Origin of the sequence: Azospirillum himalayense (assembly GCF_042657465.1) — a bacterium.
In the GTDB taxonomy this organism is placed as follows: domain Bacteria; phylum Pseudomonadota; class Alphaproteobacteria; order Azospirillales; family Azospirillaceae; genus Azospirillum; species Azospirillum himalayense.
The window spans coordinates 1-22138 of record NZ_JBHSLC010000023.1 but is presented as its reverse complement, the minus strand read 5'-3'; the positions used below and the strand labels follow the sequence as shown (position 1 = coordinate 22138).

General features: G+C 67.8%; 14 protein-coding genes, 1 rRNA gene and 1 pseudogene. 14 read left to right on the top strand and 2 right to left on the bottom strand.

The genetic code is table 11. The annotated features are described in order from the left end of the window. Positions 1-143: 143 nt before the first annotated feature. The 3 genes from ACFPMG_RS14155 (at position 144) to ACFPMG_RS14145 (ending at position 5189) form a co-directional block, all read left to right on the top strand. Positions 144-1403 carry an endo-1,4-beta-xylanase gene (locus ACFPMG_RS14155; protein WP_376995735.1) on the top strand — a complete coding sequence of 420 codons (1260 nt, stop codon included), beginning with the start codon at positions 144-146 and terminating at the stop codon, positions 1401-1403. A 146-nt stretch (positions 1404-1549) separates the two neighbouring features. Then, the gene (locus ACFPMG_RS14150) at positions 1550-2476 is read left to right on the top strand and encodes a class I SAM-dependent methyltransferase (protein WP_376995734.1); all 927 of its coding nucleotides are present in this window, start codon (positions 1550-1552) and stop codon (positions 2474-2476) included. Between the two features lie 229 nt (positions 2477-2705). Next, entirely contained in the window at positions 2706-5189 is a 2484-nt protein-coding gene (locus ACFPMG_RS14145) for a cellulase family glycosylhydrolase (RefSeq protein ID WP_376995733.1), read from the top strand. A 171-nt stretch (positions 5190-5360) separates the two neighbouring features. Here ACFPMG_RS14145 and ACFPMG_RS14140 read toward each other — a convergent pair whose 3' ends face one another. Next, positions 5361-6842: a lipopolysaccharide biosynthesis protein gene (locus tag ACFPMG_RS14140; RefSeq protein ID WP_376995731.1), complete on the bottom strand. Its 1482-nt coding sequence runs from the start codon at positions 6840-6842 to the stop codon at positions 5361-5363. 860 nt (positions 6843-7702) lie between these two features. On the opposite strand from ACFPMG_RS14140, the gene ACFPMG_RS14135 reads away from it, so the two are divergent. From ACFPMG_RS14135 to ACFPMG_RS14085, 11 genes and pseudogenes are all read left to right on the top strand, one after another. Further along, a complete protein-coding gene (locus ACFPMG_RS14135; protein ID WP_376995730.1) occupies positions 7703-9148 on the top strand; it encodes an exopolysaccharide biosynthesis polyprenyl glycosylphosphotransferase in 1446 nt (481 codons plus the stop codon). A 281-nt stretch (positions 9149-9429) separates the two neighbouring features. Continuing rightward, the gene (locus ACFPMG_RS14130) at positions 9430-10767 is read left to right on the top strand and encodes an O-antigen ligase family protein (RefSeq protein ID WP_376995729.1); all 1338 of its coding nucleotides are present in this window, start codon (positions 9430-9432) and stop codon (positions 10765-10767) included. Between the two features lie 61 nt (positions 10768-10828). After that, positions 10829-11761, top strand: coding sequence for a glycosyltransferase family 2 protein (locus tag ACFPMG_RS14125; RefSeq protein ID WP_376995728.1), 933 nt, complete (start codon positions 10829-10831; stop codon positions 11759-11761). Between the two features lie 7 nt (positions 11762-11768). After that, positions 11769-12977: a glycosyltransferase family 4 protein gene (locus ACFPMG_RS14120; protein WP_376995726.1), complete on the top strand. Its 1209-nt coding sequence runs from the start codon at positions 11769-11771 to the stop codon at positions 12975-12977. 57 nt (positions 12978-13034) lie between these two features. Further along, positions 13035-14183, top strand: a pseudogene (locus tag ACFPMG_RS14115) (glycosyltransferase family 4 protein); the annotation flags it as partial. A gap of 117 nt (positions 14184-14300) precedes the next feature. Then, on the top strand, positions 14301-15212 hold the full coding sequence (locus ACFPMG_RS14110; protein WP_376995725.1) for a polysaccharide deacetylase family protein: 912 nt from the start codon (positions 14301-14303) through the stop codon (positions 15210-15212). 400 nt (positions 15213-15612) lie between these two features. After that, positions 15613-15909 carry an acyl carrier protein gene (locus ACFPMG_RS14105; RefSeq protein ID WP_376995724.1) on the top strand — a complete coding sequence of 99 codons (297 nt, stop codon included), beginning with the start codon at positions 15613-15615 and terminating at the stop codon, positions 15907-15909. A 64-nt stretch (positions 15910-15973) separates the two neighbouring features. Continuing rightward, the gene (locus ACFPMG_RS14100; RefSeq protein WP_376995723.1) at positions 15974-17533 is read left to right on the top strand and encodes a class I adenylate-forming enzyme family protein; all 1560 of its coding nucleotides are present in this window, start codon (positions 15974-15976) and stop codon (positions 17531-17533) included. Between the two features lie 54 nt (positions 17534-17587). Continuing rightward, the gene (asnB, locus tag ACFPMG_RS14095; RefSeq protein ID WP_376995722.1) at positions 17588-19606 is read left to right on the top strand and encodes an asparagine synthase (glutamine-hydrolyzing); all 2019 of its coding nucleotides are present in this window, start codon (positions 17588-17590) and stop codon (positions 19604-19606) included. Positions 19607-19698: 92 nt separating this feature from the next. Beyond that, positions 19699-20706, top strand: a complete 1008-nt coding sequence (nadE, locus tag ACFPMG_RS14090) for an NAD(+) synthase (RefSeq protein ID WP_137141467.1) — start codon at positions 19699-19701, stop codon at positions 20704-20706. Then, the gene (locus ACFPMG_RS14085) at positions 20703-21809 is read left to right on the top strand and encodes a GNAT family N-acetyltransferase (RefSeq protein ID WP_376995721.1); all 1107 of its coding nucleotides are present in this window, start codon (positions 20703-20705) and stop codon (positions 21807-21809) included. The genes nadE and ACFPMG_RS14085 overlap by 4 nt, the downstream gene beginning before the upstream one ends. Before the next feature lie 151 nt (positions 21810-21960). On the opposite strand, the gene ACFPMG_RS14080 is transcribed toward ACFPMG_RS14085, so the two are convergent. Beyond that, positions 21961-22138 (bottom strand): 23S ribosomal RNA (locus tag ACFPMG_RS14080); the annotation flags it as partial.

The window sequence follows — 22138 nt, the reverse complement described above, 5'->3', positions numbered from 1 at the left end:
GGCGGGTGAGGGTACCGCGAGGATCACAGCCTTATCCTCGGCGGCACCCTCACCCTTCCCGCGCATCGCGCGGGCCCCTTCCCTCTCCCGGGACGGGAGAGGAAATTTTCATTTCATTCCAAACCACACGAGGCCCGACGCCCATGGCCCAGACCTCGCCGAAATCCTCCTCGCCCAACCCCATCTCCGTCACGCGCCGGGACGCGCTGCGCGCCGCCGCCGCTGCCGCGGTGCTGGCGAGTTGCAAGGCCGCCGCCGGCCCCGCCGTCGCCGAAGCGGCGTCCGTTGCCGCGGTGCCCAACCCCACCCTGCGCGATGCCTGCCGGGCCGCCGGCATCCTCCACGGCGCCGCCCGCGACCATCTGATCGAGCCGGAAGACCCCATGCTCGACACGCTGATGGCGCGGGAATGCGACGTGGTGACGCCCGAGAACGGCGGCAAATGGGCCGTCTTCCAGCCGCAGGAGGGCAATTTCGACTGGGGCCGCTTCGACGCCGGGGTGGAGCTGGCCCGCCGCATCGGCGCCAAGCCGAACTGGCACTGCGCCCTATGGCAGCACATGGGCATGCCCGACTACATGACGCTGCCGGCCAGCCGCCAGCGCGCGCTGGGCATCGCGGAGAGCGCCTATTTCTCGGCCGACGGCACGCTGTCCGAGGACAATTACTGGCCGCGCTTCACCGCCATGGTCGCGGCGGTCAAGCGGCGCTACGGCGACACTTTCTACCGCATCGACGTGATGAACGAAGCCTTCTTCTGGGAGACCGAGCGCAGCCACCCCCAGGAGCAGGACCGTTACGGCTTCCGCAAGGGCATGTGGTGGGTGGTGGCCGGCGGCGCCAAGGGACCGGAGTGGCTCGACCCCTTCTTCCACCACATCCGCAAGGAGTTTCCCTCCGCCAAGCTGGTCATCAACGAGTTCGGCATCGAGATCGACGAGGGCTGGCAGCAGCGCAAGCGCGCCTATTTCCAGACTTGGCTGACCGACGCGGTCAAGCGCGGCGTGCCGATCGACGGGGTGGGGCTGCAAAGCCACCTGATGGCCGGCAAGCCCTACGACCGCGAGGGCATGAAGGGCTTCCTGCGGGCCATGGACCGGATGGGCCTGCCCATCCACGTCACCGAGTTCGACGTGAACGAGAAGCACCTGCCGCGCTCCTGGTCGCGGGCGGAGAAGGACCGCGCCATGGCCTTCCTGGCCGGGCAGTATCTGGGCGACATCGCCGGCAACGCCCGGCTGGCCGAGCTGTGCTGGTGGCACCTGCGCTCGGACCTCAACTACATCTCCCGGGAGATGCCGGAACTGAAGCCACACCCCTCCCCCTACGACGCGGCGTCGCGCCCGCTGCCGCTGTACGAGGCGTCGGTGCAGGCGCTGCGCGGGCGCAACCGGTCTGGATAAGCGCAGTCGGCAGGCGGCGCGGTACCCCTTCCGGTCCCGCTACCCCGCCCGATCGCGCGGCCCGCTCCGCCGTCCGCGCCTGTAAGGATTTCCGACAGCGATCTTAGATTATCGGAACAGCGGCGTTTCTCCCAACGAGGTGATCTGTGGACACGTTGACGTCGGATGAGCTGGTCGCCCGCTACAAGCGGAAGTTCGGTCTGGCCCCGAACTATCCCCTCAGCGAAACCATGGTCCGCCAGCATTGGGACCTGGAACGCCAGCTCGCCCGCGAGTTGCTGGACTCCCGCCGCGAAGAGCGCTGGACGGTGTTCGAGCGGAACTACACCACCCTCTACAGCGAATGCCCCTGGCTGAACGACGCGGTGGACACGGCGGCGCAGAACGACGAGCTGGATTTCCGCCATTTCCTGACGCTGCTCAAGGGCGCGCGGGACGTCTACGAGGTCGGGTCGGGCAAGGGCCGGCTGCTCAGCTATCTGGCCCGCCACGGCCACCGCTGCGTCGCCACCGAGATCACCCGCGAGCGCGGTGAGCGCTGGACCGACGAGCGCTCCAACGTGACGTGGCGCTGCTGCGACGGCGTCAACCTCGCCGAGTTCGAGCCGCGCGGTCATTACGACGCCGTCGTCTCCACCCATGTCATCGAGCATCTCCACCCGGAGGACGTGTCCGTGCACCTGTCCAACGTGCACGCCATCCTGAAGCCGGGCGGACGCTACGTGCTCAGCATGCCGCACAAGCACGCCGGGCCGATGGACCTGTCGGAGGTCTTCGGGCTGGACGAGCCGATCTGCATGCACCTGCGCGAATACACCTGGAGCGAGACGGAGCGCGCGCTGCGCGAGGCCGGCTTCAACCGGATGGAGGCCGTCTACGTCGCCCCGATGGCAGTCCGCCGGCGGATGCACATCCATGGGTCCGGGCGTGGATACCTCGCCTACGTGAAGGCCGTGGAATCCGTCATGGGTGCAATGCCGTTAACCCTGCGGCGCAAGCTCGGCAAGCTCGGCCAGCTCTATCTGTTCCGGCCGGAGGTCTTCATGGTGGCTCACAAAAGTCACGAGGGCTGAGGCAGCGGATTCCGGAAACCATTCTGTAACAAGACTTTACACTTTCCCCTCCCCGTGGCCGCAAGGCCCCACTGTGGCGCGGAAACCGCAGCGAAGGCGGTTTTTCGCGCCTCATTCTTTTCACAGCCCGTCGTGGCTTTTAAGCCGCATTTCCCTAAAATCCGAAATACCTCGTTAACCAATTGGGCCTCACCTTTGCTCCACCGAAAATGGAGAGAGGTTACTTCCAATGGCAACGACCACCACGGGTCTCGTCGACACGACCTTCGTCGTCAACGCCTCGGGGCAGGCTGCCGGCGGGATCTGGCCGCAGTTCCGGCTGCTCCTGGATGGTGTCAACCTCGGCCAGGCGACGGTCAGCTCGACCAGCGCCGGCCGTTACACCTTCAAGGCCCAGGTCGCTCCGGACCAGGCTCACAAGCTGCAGATCGTCTACTTCAACGACGGCTATGTGAACGGGCAGGACCGCAACCTGCTCGTCAAGTCGCTGGAAGTGAACGGCAAGTCCGTCGCCTCCACCAGCTCGCTGGTCAGCTACGACCGCGGCGCCTCCGACGGCAAGGACGTGATTCCCGGCCAGGAAGGCATGTGGTGGGACGGTTCGCTCGACTTCGCGCTGACCAAGGACTATTTCCCGGTCCCGACGCCGCCGGCCCCCGCCGGCAACACCCAGGTCATCCTGAACCTGCAGGGCAACGCCGCGGGCGGCGTCAACGCGCATTTCAACCTGCTGATCGACGGCAAGAAGGTCGGCGAGGGCGTCGCCGGCGCGTCGGCCAAGGACTACGCCTTCTCGATCAACGCCACGGCGGACCAGGCGCACAAGATCCAGATCCAGTACGACAACGACGCCACGGTGAACGGCCAGGACCGCAACCTGCTGGTCAACAAGATCACCATCAACGGCAAGTCGGTCATGCCCACCGACAGCATCGTCACCTATGACAAGGGTGCCTTGGACGGCAAGGACGTGGTTAAGGGCCAGTCCGGCATGTGGTGGAACGGCACGCTGGTGGTCGACGCCGACAAGAGCTTCTTCCCCGGCTCCTCCAACCCGACCAACCCCACCACGCCGACCAACCCGCCGGCCCCCACCCCGACCAAGCCGACCCTGACGGTCAGCGACGTCTCGGTGACCGAGCCGACCGGCAAGACCAGCGGCATCGCGCCGGGCTTCCTGCACACCGAGGGCGGCCAGATCATGGACAGCAGCGGCAAGGCCGTGAAGCTGACCGGCGTGAACTGGTTCGGGTCCGAGGGCTACGCCTTTGCGCCGCAGGGGCTGTGGATGGACAGCTACCAGAGCCACATGAACCAGATGAAGGATCTGGGCTTCAACACCATCCGCCTGCCCTACTCCGACGCGATGCTCGACAACGGCCGCATGCCGACCGGCATCGACTATTCGAAGAACCCGGACCTGCGCGGCAAGACCTCGCTGGAGGTCTTCGACAAGATCATCGACTACGCCGACAAGATCGGCATGAAGATCATCCTCGACCACCACCGCTCCGGCGATGGCGCGTCGGCCAACGAGAACGGGCTCTGGTACACCAGCCAGTACCCGGAATCGAAGATGATCGAGAACTGGAAGATGCTGGCGACCCGTTACAAGGGCAACGACGCCGTCATCGGCGCCGACCTGCACAACGAGCCGCACAACCCGGCCACCTGGGGCGACGGCGGCCCGAACGACTGGGCCCGCGCCGCGGAGCGCATCGGCAACGCCATCCAGTCGGTCAACAAGGACTGGCTGCTGATCGTCGAGGGCGTCGAGACCTATCAGAACCAGTGGTACTGGTGGGGCGGCAACCTGCTCGGCGAGAAGAACTACGAGGTCAAGTTCAACGAGCCGGGCAAGCTGGTCTACTCGGTCCACGACTACGGCCCGTCGCTCTACATGATGGACTGGTTCAAGGCCAACAACTTCCCGAACAACATGCCGGCGAAGTGGGACCAGATGTGGGGCCACTTCATCCAGAACGACGAGACCCCGATCCTGGTCGGCGAGTTCGGCAGCCGCATGGAAACCGCCATCGACAAGGCGTGGATGCCCAAGCTGATCCAGTACATGAACGGCGACTGGAACGGTGACGGCAAGATCGACCTCGCCGCGGGCGACCAGGGGGCGAGCTGGACCTACTGGGCCTGGAGCCCCGGCTCGGGCGACACCGGCGGCATCATGAACGACAGCTGGAAGGTGGACTACAACAAGTACAACGCCATCAAGGCGGGTCTGTACAGCAGCACCGCCGCCAGCCCGGTCACCACCGACGCGGTGTTCACGATCAAGCTGTCCCAGGCCTACAACCAGACGGTGACGGTGGACTACGCCACGGCGGACGGCACGGCCAAGGCCGGTTCGGACTATCTGGCGACCAGCGGCAAGCTGACCTTCGCCGCCGGCGAGACCACCAAGACGGTCGCCGTCAAGGTGCTGAGCGACGACGTGGTCGAGGGCGTCGAGACCTTCAACCTGAAGCTCTCCAACCCGACGCAGGCGACCATCGCCGACGGGACCGGTGTGGGCACCATCAACCCGCCGGGCTCGGCCCAGGCCCTGTCGGCGGACCTGCTGGCCCACGCCCTGGCCCAGGACACGGCGACCGCTCAGTCGGTGGACGCGCAGGCCGCGCTCGACCTGTCGTCGGTCGACGTCTCGCATATGACGGTGGACGCCGCGAACCTGATGCTCGAGCATCAGGCCGCCTAACGACCGCCGAAGCGGTGAAGGACCCCTCTCCCGCCTCGGGAGAGGGTGCCCGCGTCAGCGGGCGGGTGAGGGTCGTACGAGGATCAGGGCACCGATCCTTGGCGGCACCCTCACCCTTCCCACGCCGGCGCGTGGGCCCCTTCCCTCTCCCGGGCCGGGAGAGGGAAAATCTCAGGACGCCGATTGCAGGCGGCGGACGCGGCCGAGCAGCAGCTTGCCCAGCATCGCCCGGCCCGCCGACCCCATGCCCGGACCGAACACCGCTGCCGCCAGGAACACCAGCACCAACACCACCTTCTCCGCGGTGAAGGCCGGGTCGACCTCGGTGCCGAACAGGTACCAGCCCGCCGCGTAGGCGAAGGCCGCCGGCACCAGGATCCAGCCGATCCGCACGGCATTCAGCGGCACCTCGTCGCGGCAGATGCGGCGGCGCACCGTCTCGGTGAGCGCAATCTGGAAGACCTCGCGCCCGAGGTTGGCCAGCGCGGCGCCGGGCAGGCCCCACTGCCAGACCAGCGCCAGCGCCAGCGCCGAGCCCACCGCGAGGCTGGCCGCGGAGATCCAGGGCAGCACGCCGACGCGCTTGGCCTTCAGGATCGCCACCTCCGGGTTCATCCGCACCCCGTGCAGCACATAGGCAAGGACCAGGAAGGGCATGCTGGTCAGGACCGGCGTGTAGTCGGCCGACGCGATCAGCCAGAGGATCTCCGGCGCGGTCAGCGCCAGCCCCAACCCGGCCCCGGTCAGCAGGACGACGAACAGGTGGAAGACGAAATCCGCCTGGGCGTGGTCCGCCGCGCCATGCTGGGACTCCAGCCGGCTGACCGACCAGATCTGCAGGAAGGAGGCGGTGAGGAACATGAAGAGGATCTGCGACAGCCGCATCCCGAAGGCGAACAGCCCGACCGCCGCCGTGGACAGCAGGATGTTCAGCAGCCAGCGCGAAACGAAGTTGTTGGCGATGTCCAGCAGCGACTGCGGCGCGTAGGGCAGCCCCAGCGCCGCCACCCGCTTCAGGATCGGCAGGGAGAAGGAGAAGCCGGTGTCCTTCAGGATCGCCACCACCAGCAGGAGGCCGAGCGCCAGGAAGGACGCGCCGTTCGCCAGGAAGATGCCCTCCACCCCGAGGCCGAGCGCCCACAGGAACAGCAGGTTGAAGGCGAGCAGGGCAACCACCTTGGCCAGCGACACCAGCAGGCACAGGCCCGACCGCTTGCGCGCCCGGTAATAGGCCAGCGCCAGCTCGAACAGGGTGGTCAGGGCGACGCCGGCCAGCGCGATCGCCATCACCGCCGCGTGGCCGGTGTCGCCGAACATCGCCCAGCTTCCCGCCATGCCCAGCGGCCAGGCCAGCCCGACCATCGCCACCGACGTGCCGACCACCGCCAGCAGGCAGGTGCTGGCGACGCGCCGCCGGTCGCCTTCCTCCGCGTGTTCGAAATAGACGGCGGTGAAGGCGTTGTTCATGCCGATCATCAGCATGACCGCCAGCAGGTCGGCGACCACCACCACCAGCGCGTAGACGCCGAATTCGGAAGGGCTGAGAAGCCGGGTGTAGAGCGGCAGGAGCAGAAGCCCGGCAGCCCGGTTCACCACGTTGGCCAGCATGAACAGCCAACCGTGTTTCAAGATCGTCGCTGCTTCGGACGCCATCAGGAACTCCGCCTAGAACTCCGGTGGGGCGGCTCTGCCGCACCCGCGAACGCAATTCCGATGATTGGGACCGGACCGGGACGTTTCAATTTCGCGTTGGTGCCGTCGACGTCCTCTTCGGACTTATCCCGATGGCAACCTGTGCCCCCACCCCGGCCCTCCCCCGCTGCGCAGGGGAAGGAGATGATCGCGGAGCGGCGGCCGTCCTCTCCCCCTGCGACAGCGGGGGAGGGTTAGGGTGGGGGCAACACGGTCCACCAGTCCGGCAGGCAACCGACCCAGCCTGCGAGGGCACTCCACCGCGATCAACGGGGCGTTGGAGACACCGCCTCATCCGAAATCGTCGGTTGGATTCTTATGGGATACGTCCGCGCCGCCGCCTCGACGGGACGGGCAGGCCAACCCGGGGAAAACCCGCCGCCGCACGGCGCCACACCCGACCATAGGAGACCGGGAACATCCCCCGGATACCCCCAATTTGCGGGAAGGAAAGGGGTAGCCGGGGAGCGGCGGGGGCAGCGTCGCCACCGATCCGGATGATCCGGACGAAGTCACCCACTTTCCTTAATCTCTTCACAGTCACCCAAGGGAATCCACTGCGGATGTAAGGGGTATCGCCGCTGGCCGAGGAGGCCTCTTGTGATTTGTTGATTGACGGCCGCCTTTATCCTAATTCGTGGAGAACAGCGCAACCTTCTGATCTGTCTGCACAGAGGCGAAGCAAGCGCTGATATTTGTGTGTCTTTCGGAACACAGAAAGACTCAAAGAAAAAGCTGATGAGAGACCGTCTTACGCTGCGGCGCGTTAGGTCAAGCGCGAGACGGATGACATTCCGTTTCACACATAAATGGGACCTGCGATGAGCAAACTCGACCCAGAAGCGGTCATCAATCTGGCCCCGGTTAAGAAGACGGCCATGCCGACGGTGGGACCCGGGCTGCTGTTGGCGCTGTCCGACGGCTTCATGCTCGCCCTGCTCGGCTGGACGCTCATCCAGCTGTTCGGAAGCGACACCCTGACCCCGGAAGCGGACCTGTCGCAGCGCGCCCTGGTCACCGGCCTGATGCTGGTGCCGCTGGTGAAATCGGTTTTCGGAATTTATTCGCTGGGCCGCTTCGATTATCTGGAGCGGACCCGCCGCACCTTCCAGGCGGCCCTGCTGTCGGTCGCCGTGCTGGCCGTGCCCTTCATCGTCATGGACGGCTTCCGCTCCTTCTTCGTGGAGGCGCTGTCGGTCGCGCTGATCGGCTTCGCGATCACCTACGCCGCCGACCTGCTGCTGGTGCACGGCCTGATGGCCAGCGCGCTGAACTGGCGCACCCCGGTGGTGATCGTCGGCGCCGGCCCGCAGGGTGCGGCCATCGCCGAGAAGCTCCAGCGCCTGCCCTGGCTGGGGATGCGTCCGGTCTGCTTCTTCGACGATGACGACACGCTGTGGCAGACCCGCGTCGCCAACCTGCCGGTGGTCGGCTCGACCGACCTGCTCGCCAAGTCCCCGGCCTACGCGCAGCAGGCCCAGGCCGCCATCGTCGCCGACATCGGGCGCCATGGCGCGGACCTGACGACGCTGGTCGGGCGGCTGCCCTTCAAGCAGGTCTATTGCCTGCTGGGCGAGGGCAACGTCAGCGCGGTGGACGCCACCTACCACAACCTGCACGGCTCGCTGGCGCTGCGCGTCTCGGTCCGTCCGCCGACCAGCTACCTGCGCATCCGCCGCGCCCTGGACATCCTGCTGTCGGGCATCCTGCTCGTGGCGGTGGCGCCGTTGATGCTGGGCATCGCCGCGGCGATCCGGCTGGACAGCCCGGGTCCGGTCATGTTCCGCCAGAAGCGTTGGGCCGGCGGCGACAAGACCTTCGACGTGCTGAAGTTCCGCTCGATGCACATCAACGCGGAGGAGCATCTCCAGCGCCTGCTGGAGAACGATCCGAAGATGCGCGAAGAGTATATGACCTACCACAAGCTGACCTACGACCCGCGCATCACCCCGATCGGCCGCTTCCTGCGCAAGACCTCGCTCGACGAGCTGCCGCAGTTGGTGAACATCCTGATGGGCGACATGAGCCTGATCGGCCCGCGCGCCTACATGCCGAAGGAATTGCCGGAGGTCGGCGCTGCGGCCGAGGTCATCGGCTCCGTCCGTCCGGGCCTGACAGGTTACTGGCAGGTGTCGGGGCGCCATCGCACCACCTTCCAGGAACGCGTCGCGATGGACGTCTTCTACGTCCGCAACTGCGGCCTTCTGTTCGACTTCTACATCCTGTGCAAGACCGCGGTGATCGTCCTCAAGGGCGAAGGGTCATGACCCCGCGGCGCTCCATCCAGGCCCCTCTTCCCACGCGGGAGAGGGGCCTTCCCTTTTCTGGGGTCTTTTCGGGATCTGGGCTGCCTATGCCCTGCGGGACCCGCAAGATCGGGGTGGGTGGCCCAACCGGAGGTAGCCCTGACGGGGGCGGCCTCCTTAGGCCTAATGCCTCCGCCCGGCTACAGGTCCGAGCATCGGGTTGGCATCTTCAGAAAACGATGCGGTGCGCCCGTCACGGGCGTTCACTGCCATAGCAGCCCTTTCACCGGAACAGCGGCCCCATGAAAGTCCTCGAAGTTCTGGAAAAGAGCATCACCGTCTTCTGCATCGTCTCGTTCGGCGGGTCGGTGCTCCCGGCGCTGCTGACCGGCGGCGGCGCGACCGATCCGGACGCGCCGGGCGCGGTGATCTACTTCATGGCCGTCTACGTCATGATCCTGGGCCTGATGGCGCTGCGGCCCAGCCTGGCCTTCCGCATCCCGACGGGAAGCCCGGCGGTGTCGCTGATCGTGGCCCTGGCCTTCCTGTCGGCCCTGTGGTCGATCTACCCGGACGTGACGTTGCGCCGCGCGGTGGCCTTCCTGTTCACCACCGCCTTCGCCGTCTATCTCGCCTTGCGCTACACCTTCCCGGAAATCGTCCGGATGCTGGCGACGGGCCTGTCGATCCTGATGGTGCTGTCCTACGTCTCGGTCTTCGCCATGCCCGCGGTCGGACTCGACCACGAGCAGCATGTCGGCGCCTGGAAAGGCATCTTCTGGCAGAAGAACGTCACGGGCCGCATGATGGTCTGGCTGGTGCTCTGTCTGCTCTGGCTCGACTGGACGCGCGAGGGCAAGCGCTGGGTTGTCCGCCCGCTGCTGCTGATGGCCCTGCTGCTGATCGTGATGAGCCGGTCGGGCACCGGTCTGGTGACCTCGATCCTGGTCGCCGGCCTGCTGCTGGTCAGCGGCTTCGTGCGCGGCGGCATCCGCAGCTTCGCGCCGGCCATGGCCTTCGTCCTGCTGGTCGCGGTGATCGGCATCACCAGCGGCACGACCTTCTGGCACGACATCCTCTACATGCTGGGCCGCGACCCGACGCTGACCGGACGCACGGTGCTGTGGGAACACACGCTGATGTCCATCCAGGATCGCTTCCTGCTCGGCTGGGGCTACGGCGCCTACTGGTACGGAGCCTACGGGCCGGGCAGCACCTTCACCCAGGGTTGGGGCATCAACTCCGCGCACAACGGGTGGATGGAGGCGTGGCTCGACCTCGGCCTGGCTGGCGTGATCCTGACGGCGATGCTGATGGGCCGCCTGCTGATCCAGGGCTTCGCCGCCATCCGCTACAGCGAGAACCGCGCCGAGCCCGCCTGGATCTTCACCGTCGGCTGCGCGCTGATGCTGATCTCGGTGTCGGAGAGCGTGTTCCTGGAACGCCATTCCCTGAACTGGATCGTGCTGGTGATCGCGGTGACCCGCCTCGTGCAGCGCCGCCGCTGGGCGAAGATGCAGGCCCGGATGCAGGACCAGCAGCAGGCGTATCACGCCGGCTTCGCCAGTTCCTCCCCCTACGGAACCTCCTACGGCGGGCCTCCGGCCGCCGGCTGGAGCGGTCCGGCCCGGCCCGGCTGACGGAAGGAGGCCCCCTCATGTTCCGCCCCCCGAAATTTCCGTCGCGACAGAAGGTAATGTCATGACGTCCCCGCAAGAGATGGTCACCGTCGTCATCCCCACCCGCAACCGACCGGACATGGTCGCGCGGGCCGTGGAGAGCGCCCTGGCCCAGACCTACGCCCCGCTCGAAGTCGTCGTCGTGATCGACGGCCCCGACCCCGCCACCGAGGAGCGCCTGAGGGCGTTCGGCGATCCGCGGCTGACCGTGATCGCGCTGGAACAGAATCGCGGCGCCGCCGGCGCCCGCAATCTGGGCGTGGAGCGCGCGAAGGGGGCCTGGATCGCCTTCCTCGACGACGACGACGAATGGATGCCGGGCAAGATCGCCTTGCAGATGGCCGCCCGCCCGCCCGGCGTGCGCTACCCGATCATGAGCTGCCGCTGCAAGGTGGTGACGGCCCGCGGCGATTTCGAATGGCCGCGGCGCCTGTGCACCCCGCGGGACCGGATCGGCGACTACCTGTTCGTCCGCCACGGGCTGTTCAAAGGCGAGACCTTCGCCCCCACCACCACCCTTCTCGCCCCGAAAGCCCTGCTCCAGCGCCAGCCGATCCCGAAATCGGCCTTCGACGACTGGGAGTGGCTGATCTCCTGCGGGCAGATCGAAAGCTGCGCCCTGGTGACGGTGCCGGAGGTGCTGGCGATCCACTACACGGAATCGGACCGCATCACCCTGTCGACCTGCCACAACATCGACATGGCCCTGAACTGGGCGGAGACGGTGCGGCCCAAGCTGTCGCCCCGCGCCTACGCCAGCCTGCTGCTCCAGGCCACCGGCGGAGAGCAGGCGGCGCGCACCCCGGCGGTGCGCAAGCGCATCCTGAAATCGGCGCTGCGGGACGGCGCGCCGACCCCGATGGCGCTGACCACCTTCCTGATGCATTCGCTGATGCCGGTCGGGCTGCGGCGCCGGCTGCGTCAGGCCATCTTTTCGGCTCCCGGCGCGGCGTGAGGTCAGCATGGGTTTGATCGACATGGGTTTCCGGCGCAAGAAGGCGTCCCGCGCCTGCATTGTCTTCGCCACCCCCGGTGCGCTCGACGGCGGCGGGGGGATCGGGCGGATGACGGGCTACATCGTCGACGCCTTCCAGAACAGCCCCAACGCCCCGGACACCGTGGTGCTCGACACCCGCGGCACCGGCAGCGCCCTGCTGTCGCCGGCCTATCTGGCCGGCACGCTGGCGCGGCTGGGCGCCCTGATGCTGCGCCGCCGCCCGACGGTCGTGCACATTAACGTGTCGGAGAACGCCAGCGTCTGGCGCAAGGCGGTGGTCCAGCTCTTCGCCGGGCTGTTCTCCTGCCCCACGGTCGTGCATCTACACGGCGCGTCCTTCATGGAGTATTTCGACAAGGGGCCGGTGTCCCGCGCGATCAGCCGCTGGCTGTTCGACCGCTGCGGCGTCGCGCTTGTGCTGGGCGAGAGCTGGCGGAACTTCCTGGTGCAGTCGGTCGGGACGGACCCGCACAAGGTGCGCGTGCTCTACAACGCGGTGCCGGACATCGGCGCCGACCTGCCCGTCCGCGCGGCGCCGCCGGAGGGGGCGATCGTGTCGCTCCTGGTGCTCGCCAACCTGTCGGAGCGCAAGGGCATCGGCACGCTGCTGCGCTCCTGCCGGCTGATGAAGGACCGGGGCTTCCGCTTCCGCGTGACGATCGGCGGCGGCGGCGACGTCGAGGGCTACCGCCGCATGGCGGCGGAGCTGGGCGTGGACGGCGAATGCCGGTTCGAGGGTTGGATCTCCCGCGAGCAGGCGCACGCCCATCTGCGCGACCACGACATGCTGCTTCTGCCCTCCACCCACGAGGGGTTGCCCATGGTGATCCTGGAGGCGCTGTCCACCGGCATGCCGGTCGTCACCACCCCGGTCGGCTCGATCCCGGAGGTGCTGACCGACGGGGAGACGGCGCGCATCGTTCCGGTCAACGACCCGGAGGCTTTGGCCCACGCGGTCCGCGATCTCGCCGCCCGGCCGGCGCTCTACGCGCGCCTGTCGGCGCAGGGGCGCCAGCTGTTCCTGGAGAAATTCGTCATCGAGTCCTATGGCCGCAGCCTTCAGGACATCTATGCGGAGCTGAACCGCCCCGACGCCGTTCGGCGCCCCTCATTGGGAGCGCTGCCCGACGCCGCGGCGGCGAAGCCATCGCTGACCCGCGCGGGCCGGCAGTAAGAACCCATTTTTCCGCGGGGTCCCTAATTCCTTCCTCCCTGAAGCCTCGCGAGGGGAGCGCGACAGTCAGGAGCGGATATGATCTACATCGTTTCACCCGGCGGCACGCTCGAAAAGGGCGGCATGGGGCGAATCGTCGACAACTTCACGGCGGACTTACGGGAGAACCGTCCCGACGTGAAGTTCGAGGTGATCGACAGTTACGGGCCGGACGCGAAATTCCACCTGATGCCCTTCTACTTCGCCGCAGCGATGCTGCGCCTGTTCGGCTGCTTCGCGACCGGCAAGGCCCAGCTCGTGCACATCCACATGGCCGAATACGGCAGCGTGCTCCGCAAGGGGCTGATCGTCGCCATGGCCTCGCTGTTCCGGGTGCCGGTCGTCCTGCATCTGCACGGCGGCCGTTTCCCGAAGCATTACGAGGACGCGAAGCCGCTGTCCCGCTGGGCCATCCGCCACATGATGGAGATGACCAGCGAGGTGGTGGTGCTGGGCGAATACTGGCGCAACTGGGTGGTCACCACCTTCCCGGCGGTGCGCCGCGTGACTCTGCTGCACAACGCCGTGCCGGGGCCGGAGACGATCACGGAGCGCGCGGAGGGCGGGCCGGTGCGCCTGCTGTTCCTCGGCCGCCTGATCAAGCTGAAGGGCATCGACGTCCTGCTGGACGCCCTGGCGTCCGACGCGTGCCGCAGCCGCTCCTGGCAACTGACCATCGCCGGCGACGGCGACCTGGAGACCTACCGCGCCCAGGCCAAGGCGCTGGGGCTGGAGGAGCGCGTGCGCTTCACCGGCTGGCTCGACCAGACCGGCTGCCGCAAGGAGCTGGTGCAGGCCCATGTGCTGGTCCAGCCCTCGATGTTCGAAGGGCTGCCGATGTCCGTGCTGGAGGCCATGGCCAACGGCCTGACCATCGTCGCCACCCCGGTCGGCAGCGTGGGCGACGCCATCGCCGACGAGGAGACCGGCCTGCTGGTGCCGCCGGGCGACCGGGCGGCCCTGGCCGAGGCGCTGGCCCGCGTGATCGACGACGCGGAGTTGCGCCGCCGGCTGGGCCAGGGCGCTCGTCGCCGCTTTGAACGCCAGTTCGACATCGCCGTCTACCGGGAGCGCATCGTCGAAATCTACCGCCGCAACGCCCGCGGCTGGATGTCCGAGCCGGCGCCCGCGGCTTCGATCGGCCCGCGCCGGGCACGCTCCGGCTGAGGTTCCTGCCGCTTCGGGCCCGGTCCAGCACCGGGCCCGTCCTGCCTTTCAACCGGTCCGCAACCGCCTCGCCAGCCGTGAACAAAGGACCGGACACACAGCAGAGGTCCAATCCCCATGAAGCAAGCCATCGCGGCCGGAATCGTGCGCTGGACGGGAGTCGGTGCCCTGTTCCGAAACTTGTTCGCGCGCCGGAACGTGACCATCGTCGTGTATCACGACCCGGACCCGGAGGTGATGCGCGCGCACCTCGCTTGGTACGCCGAACGCTACAGCTTCACCACGCTGGACGCGGTGGCCGACGCGCTGGAGAGCGGGCGGTGGGGCGACCTGCCGCCCTATCCTCTTGTCGTCACCTTCGACGACGGCCACCGCAACAACGCCCGCCTGGAACCCCTGTTCAAAGAGTTCGGGGTGCGCCCGACCATCTACCTGTGCAGCCGCGTGGTCGGCACCGCCCGCCCCTATTGGTGGAAGACCGCCGCCGCCGGGCGAATCGGCGCCGAGACGCTGAAACGCCTCCCCGACCCGGAACGCCGCCGCCGGCTCGCCGAGGCCGGTGACGACCCCGACCGGGACGGCGCCGACCGCCAGTCGCTGACCTGGGACGAGGTCCGGCATCTGGCCGCCGTCACCGATTACGGCGCCCACACCCGCACCCACCCGATCCTCCTGCAATGCGACGACCAGCGCTGCGCCGAGGAGATCGCGCTGTGCAAGACCGAGCTGGAGGAGGCCACCGGCCTGCCCTGCCGTCATTTCGCCTTCCCCAACGGCGATTTCAGCGACCGTGAGGTGGCGATCATCCGGCAGGCCGGCTACCGCACCGCGCGCACCATCGATCCGGGCTGGAACGGCCCGAAGACCGACCCGCTGCGGCTGCACGCCGTGCCCATTTCCGACGACGCCTCGGTCGACTGGCTGTCGGTGCAGGTGACCGGCATTCCGGCCTGGCTGCGCAAGCGCAAGAACGGCGGCGTCGCGCAAGCCCCAACCCCGACGCACGGCGATCCGCTGCCGGCGGCGTGATCCTGGCGACGCGCGTTCCTCCTTGCCCCCTCAGCAACCATGACGAGAGCGATAGGCCCTCCTACGCCGCAAGTCAGAGAGGGCTCCCCAAGAGTACGAGAAGGTATTCCTTGCTCAATTGCAATGACCCTGAGTGGTTAGCCACTGTCTTCACCGTCCGATCGTCCTTTGCACTCTCGAAAACACCGCATTCGAATGCAATAAAGAATGACGTACTCGGCGGCGTTGCCGAAAACTCGCTGCAAGGAACGGGAATTGCCTTTCCCGATCCCACGCAACGAGGCGGTAACACCGAAAGGAACGGATCGGCCCCTTTGGATTAACCCCCAACGTAGTCGACCCTCCGTCCCGATCTGCCGGCCAAGGATCGACGACCACACCCACAGGAGTTGCCAGCGACATGCGGACCGCCATCACCACCGATACGACGACCCTGAGCGCACCCGCCACCCAGGAGATCCGCGCCTTTATCGTGGAGAACTTCCTGCTCGGCAGCGACTCCGGCTTCGACAACGCCGAATCCCTGCTGGAAACCGGCATCATCGACTCCACCGGCATCATGCACGTCGTGGCCTTCCTGGAAGAGCACTTCGGCATCATCGTCGAGGATGACGACATGGTGGCCGACAACCTCGAATCGGTCAGCCGCATCGCCGCCTATGTCGAGCGCAAGCGGACCCTGAAGGACGCGGCCTGATCCGTCCGCCAGGACGGAACGGGCCATCGGGACAGTCACCGAAGCCAGGCAAGGGAACAGCGTCATGGCGCACCTGCTTCATCAGTTCCTCAGCGAAACCGCCGCAAGGCGGCCTGACCACACCGCGTTGATCGCGGGGGAGAACGCCGTCACCTTCGCCGAGCTGGACCGCCAGAGCGACGCCGTCGCCTGCGCGCTCCAGTCCGCCGGGGTGGTGCGCGGCGACCGCGTGGCGGTCATGCTGGAGAACTCGATCGAGTATGTCGCGGGCCTGTTCGGCGCGCTGAAGGCCGGGGCCGTCTATGTTCCCGTCAACCCGTCCACCAAGGCGGACAAGCTGGCCTACATCCTGACCGACGCCGGCGTGCGGGCGCTCATCGCGCCCTCCGCGCTCGCCCGGCAGGTTGTGCCGGCGGCTGGCGAGGCGCCTCACCTCGCCACCACGCTGTGGGTTGGGCCCGCCGTGCCGGCCGGGGCCGGCGGGCTCTCCTTCACGGATATCGTGGCCACCCACCCGGACCCCCAGTCCGGACGCACCAAGCCGCAAAGCCGCGGTCTGATCGACCAGGATCTGGCCGCCATCCTCTACACCTCGGGAACCACCGGGCGGCCCAAGGGCGTCATGCTCAGCCACGCCGCGCTGGTGAACACCACCTGGTCGATCTCCACCTATCTGGAGAACACGCCCGACGACGTCGTGATGTGCGTCCTGCCGCTGACCTTCGGGTACGGCCTGTCGCAGATCCTGACCGGGGCGCGGGTCGGCTTCACGGTGGTTCTGGAACGCTCCTTCGCCTTCCCGGCGGAAACGCTGGCGCGCATGGTGAAGCACCGCATCACCGGCCTGCCCGGCGTGCCGACCTTCTTCTCCACCCTTCTCGGGATGGAGGCGCTGAAGACCGCCGACCTGTCCTCCCTGCGCTACCTGACCAACGCTGCGGCCCCCCTGCCGACCGCCCACATCGACCGCCTGCGCGAGCGCTTCCCGGATGCCGCCTTCTACTCGATGTACGGCATGACGGAATGCTGCACCCGCATCTGCTACCTCGACCCGCGCGACCTCGGCACCAAGACCGCCTCGGTGGGCCGGGCCATCCCCAACTGCGAAGCCTATGTGGTGGACGAGCTGGGCAACCGCGCCGCCCCCGGCGAGGTCGGCGAGCTGGTGGTCCGCGGCGCCAACGTGATGCGCGGCTACTGGAACCGTCCGGAGGAAACCGCCAAGCGCCTGCGCAGCGGGCCGCAGGGCGAGACCCTGCTCTACACCGGCGACCTCTTCACCATGGACGCCGACGGCTGCCTCTACTTCGTCAGCCGCAAGGACGACGTGTTCAAGTGCCGCGGCGAGAAGGTCAGCCCCAAGGAGGTCGAGAACGCCCTCTACGAGCTGGAAGCCGTTGTCGAGGCCGCCGTTCTCGGCGTGCCCGACTCCGCCGACGGCATGGCGGTGAAGGCCTATCTGGTCGTCCGCCCCGGCGCCACCCTGACCGAGATGGCGATCCGCCAGCACTGCCGGGGCCGCCTGGAAAGCCATCTGGTGCCCAAATTCATCGAGATCCGCGACGAGTTGCCGAAGACCGAGTCCGGCAAGATCAAGCGCGCGATGCTCGCCGAAACCGCCTGACCCTTTTCCGCCTGATCCTTTTCCGCTGGCCTTCAACACACAGGAGAACGTGCGATGTGTGGTGTCGCCGGAGTTCTCGCCGGGCCGCGTGCCGAGCCCGCCGGACTCGACGAACTGAAGCGCATGATCGCCATGATCGGGCATCGCGGCCCGGACGGCTACGGCTTCTACCGCGATGGGCGGATCGGGCTCGCCCACGCGCGCCTCAGCATCGTCGGTCTGGCCGGCGGCTTCCAGCCGATCCACAACGAGGAACGGACGCTGTGGATCACCTTCAACGGCGAGATCTTCAACCACGTCGAGCTGCGGCGTGACCTGGAGGCGCGCGGGCACCGTTTCTACACCCGCACCGACACCGAGGTGATCGTCCACGCCTTCGAGGAGTACGGCCCCGCCGCCTGGGCCAAGCTGAACGGCCAGTTCGCCATCAGCCTGTGGGACGCGGTGAAGCGCGAGCTGTGGCTGGTCCGCGACCGGCTGGGCATCCTGCCGCTGTTCTACGCCCGCAGCGGCGACCACCTCGCCTTCGCGTCGGAGGCCAAGGCCCTGTTCGGCGGCGGCCGCATCGAGCCGCGCTTCGACGCCGCCCGGCTCGCCCAGGTCTTCACTCATTGGAGCGTCGCCCCCCAGGGCAGCGTCTTCGCCGGGGTGCAGAGCGTACCGCCCGCCACCGCCATCCGCATCGACGCCGACCTGCGCCTGCACGAGGCCCGCTATTGGGAGCCGGACATGGCCGGCGATCCCGCCCTGTCCGGCATCACGCTGGACGAGGCGGCGGACCGGCTGGAGGAGAAGCTGCTCGACGCCATCCGCCTGCGGCTGCGCGCCGACGTGCCGGTGGGCGTATACATCAGCGGCGGCCTGGACAGCTCGGTGATCGCGGCGCTGGCCCGCAAGCTCGACACCACGCAGATGCACAGCTTCGGCGTGCGCTTCGCCGACAACGCCTTCGACGAGACGCCGCAGCAGCGGCTGGTCGCCGGCCATGTCGGGACGGAGCATCACGACATCCTCTGCACGGCGGAGGACATCCAGGCCGCCCTGCCCGACGTGATCTGGCACGGCGAATCGCCGCTGGTCCGCACCGCCCCGGCGCCGCTCTTCCTGCTGTCCCGCCTTGTCCGCGACAGCGGCATCCGCGTCGTGCTGTCCGGCGAGGGCGCCGACGAGTGGCTGGCCGGCTACGACATCTTCAAGGAGGACAAGGTCCGCCGCTTCTGGGCGCGGCAGCCGCACTCCGCGGCGCGGCCGAAGCTGCTCAGCCGCATCCATCCCTACGCCGCCACCAGCGGCCAGAAGGACAGCCCGCTCTGGCAGGCCTTCTGGAAGCGCGGCATGACGGAGACGGACGATCCCTTCTACGCCCACCGCATCCGCTGGCAGAACACCGCCTGGACCCAGCGCCTGCTGGCCCCCGACGTGCGCTCCGCCGCCAACGCGCAGGCCTTCGACGAGACCGTCGCCGCCCATCTGCCCGCCGGCTGGTCGCGCTGGAGCCCGCTCGCCCGCACCCAGTGGACGGAGATTGCCGCCTTCATGTCGCCCTACCTGCTGACCAGCCAGGGCGACCGGGTGGCGATGGCCAACAGCATCGAGGTCCGCTACCCCTTCCTCGATCCGGAGGTGGACGACCTCTGCGCCGCCCTCCCCGACCGGGTCAAGATGCTGGGGCTGCGCGACAAGCTGGCGCTGCGCCGCGTCGCCTCGCGCCTGCTGCCGGCGGAGATCTTCCACCGCCCGAAGCGCCCCTACCGCGCCCCGATGACCACCGCCCTCTTCGGCGCCCAGGCCCCGGCCTATGTCCGGGACCTTTTGTCCGAGGAGTCGCTGAACCGCTACGGGCTGGTCGATGCCGCCGGCGTCGCTGCCCTCGCCGCCAAGGCCCATCGCACCGACGGCCGCATGGCCGGCGAGCGCGAGGAGATGGCCCTGGTCGGCGTTCTCACCCTCCAGATGCTCGCCCGGAACGTGCTGGACGAGCTTCCGGGCCGGGCCTCGACGCTCCGCGCCCGCTTGGACGCCGCTCCCATCCACATTCTCGAAGAGCATTTGGACAGCGCCGCCGCCGCCTGATCCGGCGGCCCGGCGCGGTCCCCAAGGCACAGTCCGTCTTACAGTCCCCTTCCACAGTCGATGCAACAACGCCAACCGGGAAAACCGACACCATGCTGAACGCCCTGCATCCCTTCGACGCCAACGCCCTCTCGCTCGACTGCGCGGCCGCGGCCCGGGAGATCGAACAGTTCATCCAGCGCACCGTCGCCCACGACCTGAAGCGCCAGGGCATCGTGCTCGGCGTGTCCGGCGGCATCGACAGCTCGGTCTGCGCGGCGTTGGCCGTCCGCGCGCTTGGGCCGGAGCGCGTCCTGGCCATCCTGATGCCGGAGAAGGAATCCTCGCCCGACAGCACCCGCCGGGGCCGGTTGCTCTGCGAGAGCCTGGGCATCGAGCCGATCATGGAGAACCTTACCGCTCCGCTGACCGCGCTCGGCTGCTACGACCGCCGCGACAGCGCCATCCGCCGCCTCTTCCCGGAATACGGTCCGGGTTGGAAGCAGAAGATCGGCCTGGCCGCCGGCCTGCTCGACGCCGACCGCGTCAACTACTTCACCATGACGGTGGAATCGCCGGAGGGCGACCGCCAGACCAGCCGCATGCCGGTGGACGTCTATCTGTCGGTGGTCGCCGCCACCAACCTGAAGCAGCGCGTCCGCAAGACGATGGAATACACCCACGCCGACCGGCTGAACTACGCGGTCCTCGGCACGCCGAACCGGCTGGAGTATGAGCTGGGCTTCTTCGTGCGCGGCGGCGACGGTCTGGCCGACCTGAAGCCGATCGCCCACCTGTTCAAGACCCAGGTCTACCAGATGGCCGCCTATCTCGGCCTGCCGGACGACATCCAGAGCCAGTCGCCGAGCACCGACACCTACACCCTGCCGCAGTCGCAGGAGGAGTTCTACTACGCCATCCCCTACGACAAGCTGGACCTGGCGCTCTGCGCCTACGGCCGCGGCGTGCCGGAGGACGAGGCGGCCCGCGCCCTCAACCTGTCGGTCGAGCAGGTCCGCCGTGTCTACAAGGACATCGTCCTGAAGCGCCGCACGTCGGGCCGCATCCTGCGCAACGCCGCGCTGGTGCAGCCGGTCGAGGTGGATGGGAGCGACGCATGACCGCAATGCCCTGGCTTCAGCGGGGTGTGGAACGGTTCATGTCCGAGGATCGTGTCGCGCTGGAGTCCTTCCAGCGCGACCACTTCGGCGCGGACTCCTCGCTGCTGGACGACACCCATTTCAATTGGCTGTTCGAGGAGCCGCCGACCCCCGATCCGGAGGGGATGCAGCTCTGGGTCTGCAAGCGGAACGGGGGGATCGTCGGCCAGCAGGCGGGCATTCCCTTCGCGCTGAAGGTGGGGCAGCGGATGCGCCGCGCCTCCTGGGCGGTCGACCTGATGGTCGCCCCGGAATGGCGGCTGCGCGGCGTCGGGCCGGGCCTGTCGGAGACCCACGCCGCCGCCAGCGAGGTGAGCGTCTCCCTGTCGATGACCGACGCCGCCTACAAGTCCTACAAGCGGGCGGGCTGGCTCGATCTCGGGAACATCCCGACCTATCTGCGCGTGATCGATCCGCCGCGCTGCCTGCGCGTCAGCCCCTACGACGGCGGGCTGGCCCGCCTCATGGCGCGGCTGGGAAAGCCGGCGATGAGCGCCGCCTCGCTGGTCGGCCACGCGGCCGCCCGGACCTTCGGCGCCCGGCTGGTCGAGGTCGACCGCTTCGACGAGCGCATGGACGGGCTGTGGGAGGCCGCAGCGCCGCAGCATCTGTGCGCCGCCCGGCGCGACCACGCCTATCTCCAGTGGCGCTTCGACAAGATCCCGAACGCGGCGCGGCACCGCCGCTTCCTCGTCATGCGCCGCGACACGGTGATGGCCTATGTGGTTCTGCGGGTGGACCGCTGGCGCGGCGAGAGCGTCGGGGTGGTCTGCGATTATCTGGCCCGTCCGGGCTGGCTGATGCCCGCCTTCGCCCTTCTGGTCGAGCGCGCCCGGCGGGACCGGTTGGCCGCCCTGGTCTGCCGCACGTTGAACGCACAGGCCGCCCGTCCCCTGTCGATGATGGGCTTCCTCTGCCTGAAGAACGGTCTGCGCCAGCCGACCCGGATGATGGCCCGCCCCGCGGCCGACCGTCCGGAACTGACTCCGCTGATCGGCGATCCGAAGAACTGGTTCGTCACCGCCGCCGACAGCGATATGGGCTTCAAGGATCTCGGCGGATAAACGGTTTCGCAAACGGCAACTCGGTCAAAACGAAAAGGGCGCCCGCATCGTTGCGGGCGCCCTTTTCGTATGGGTCGTGCGTAAAGTCGAGAATGTGAGGATGCATTTTCCGAGCGCATGAGCGGTTTGCCGCTGCACGCGACGTTCATGAAGGATCAAGCCGATCGAGCGATTAGTAAGGCTCAGCTTCAGGCGTTGCCGCCCGTCCACATGCCTCCTATCGACGTGGTGGTCTGTCACGGCTCTCAAGGGAGTTCTGGTTTAGAGGTGGGTTTCCCGCTTAGATGCTTTCAGCGGTTATCCCGTCCATACTTAGCTACCCGGCCATG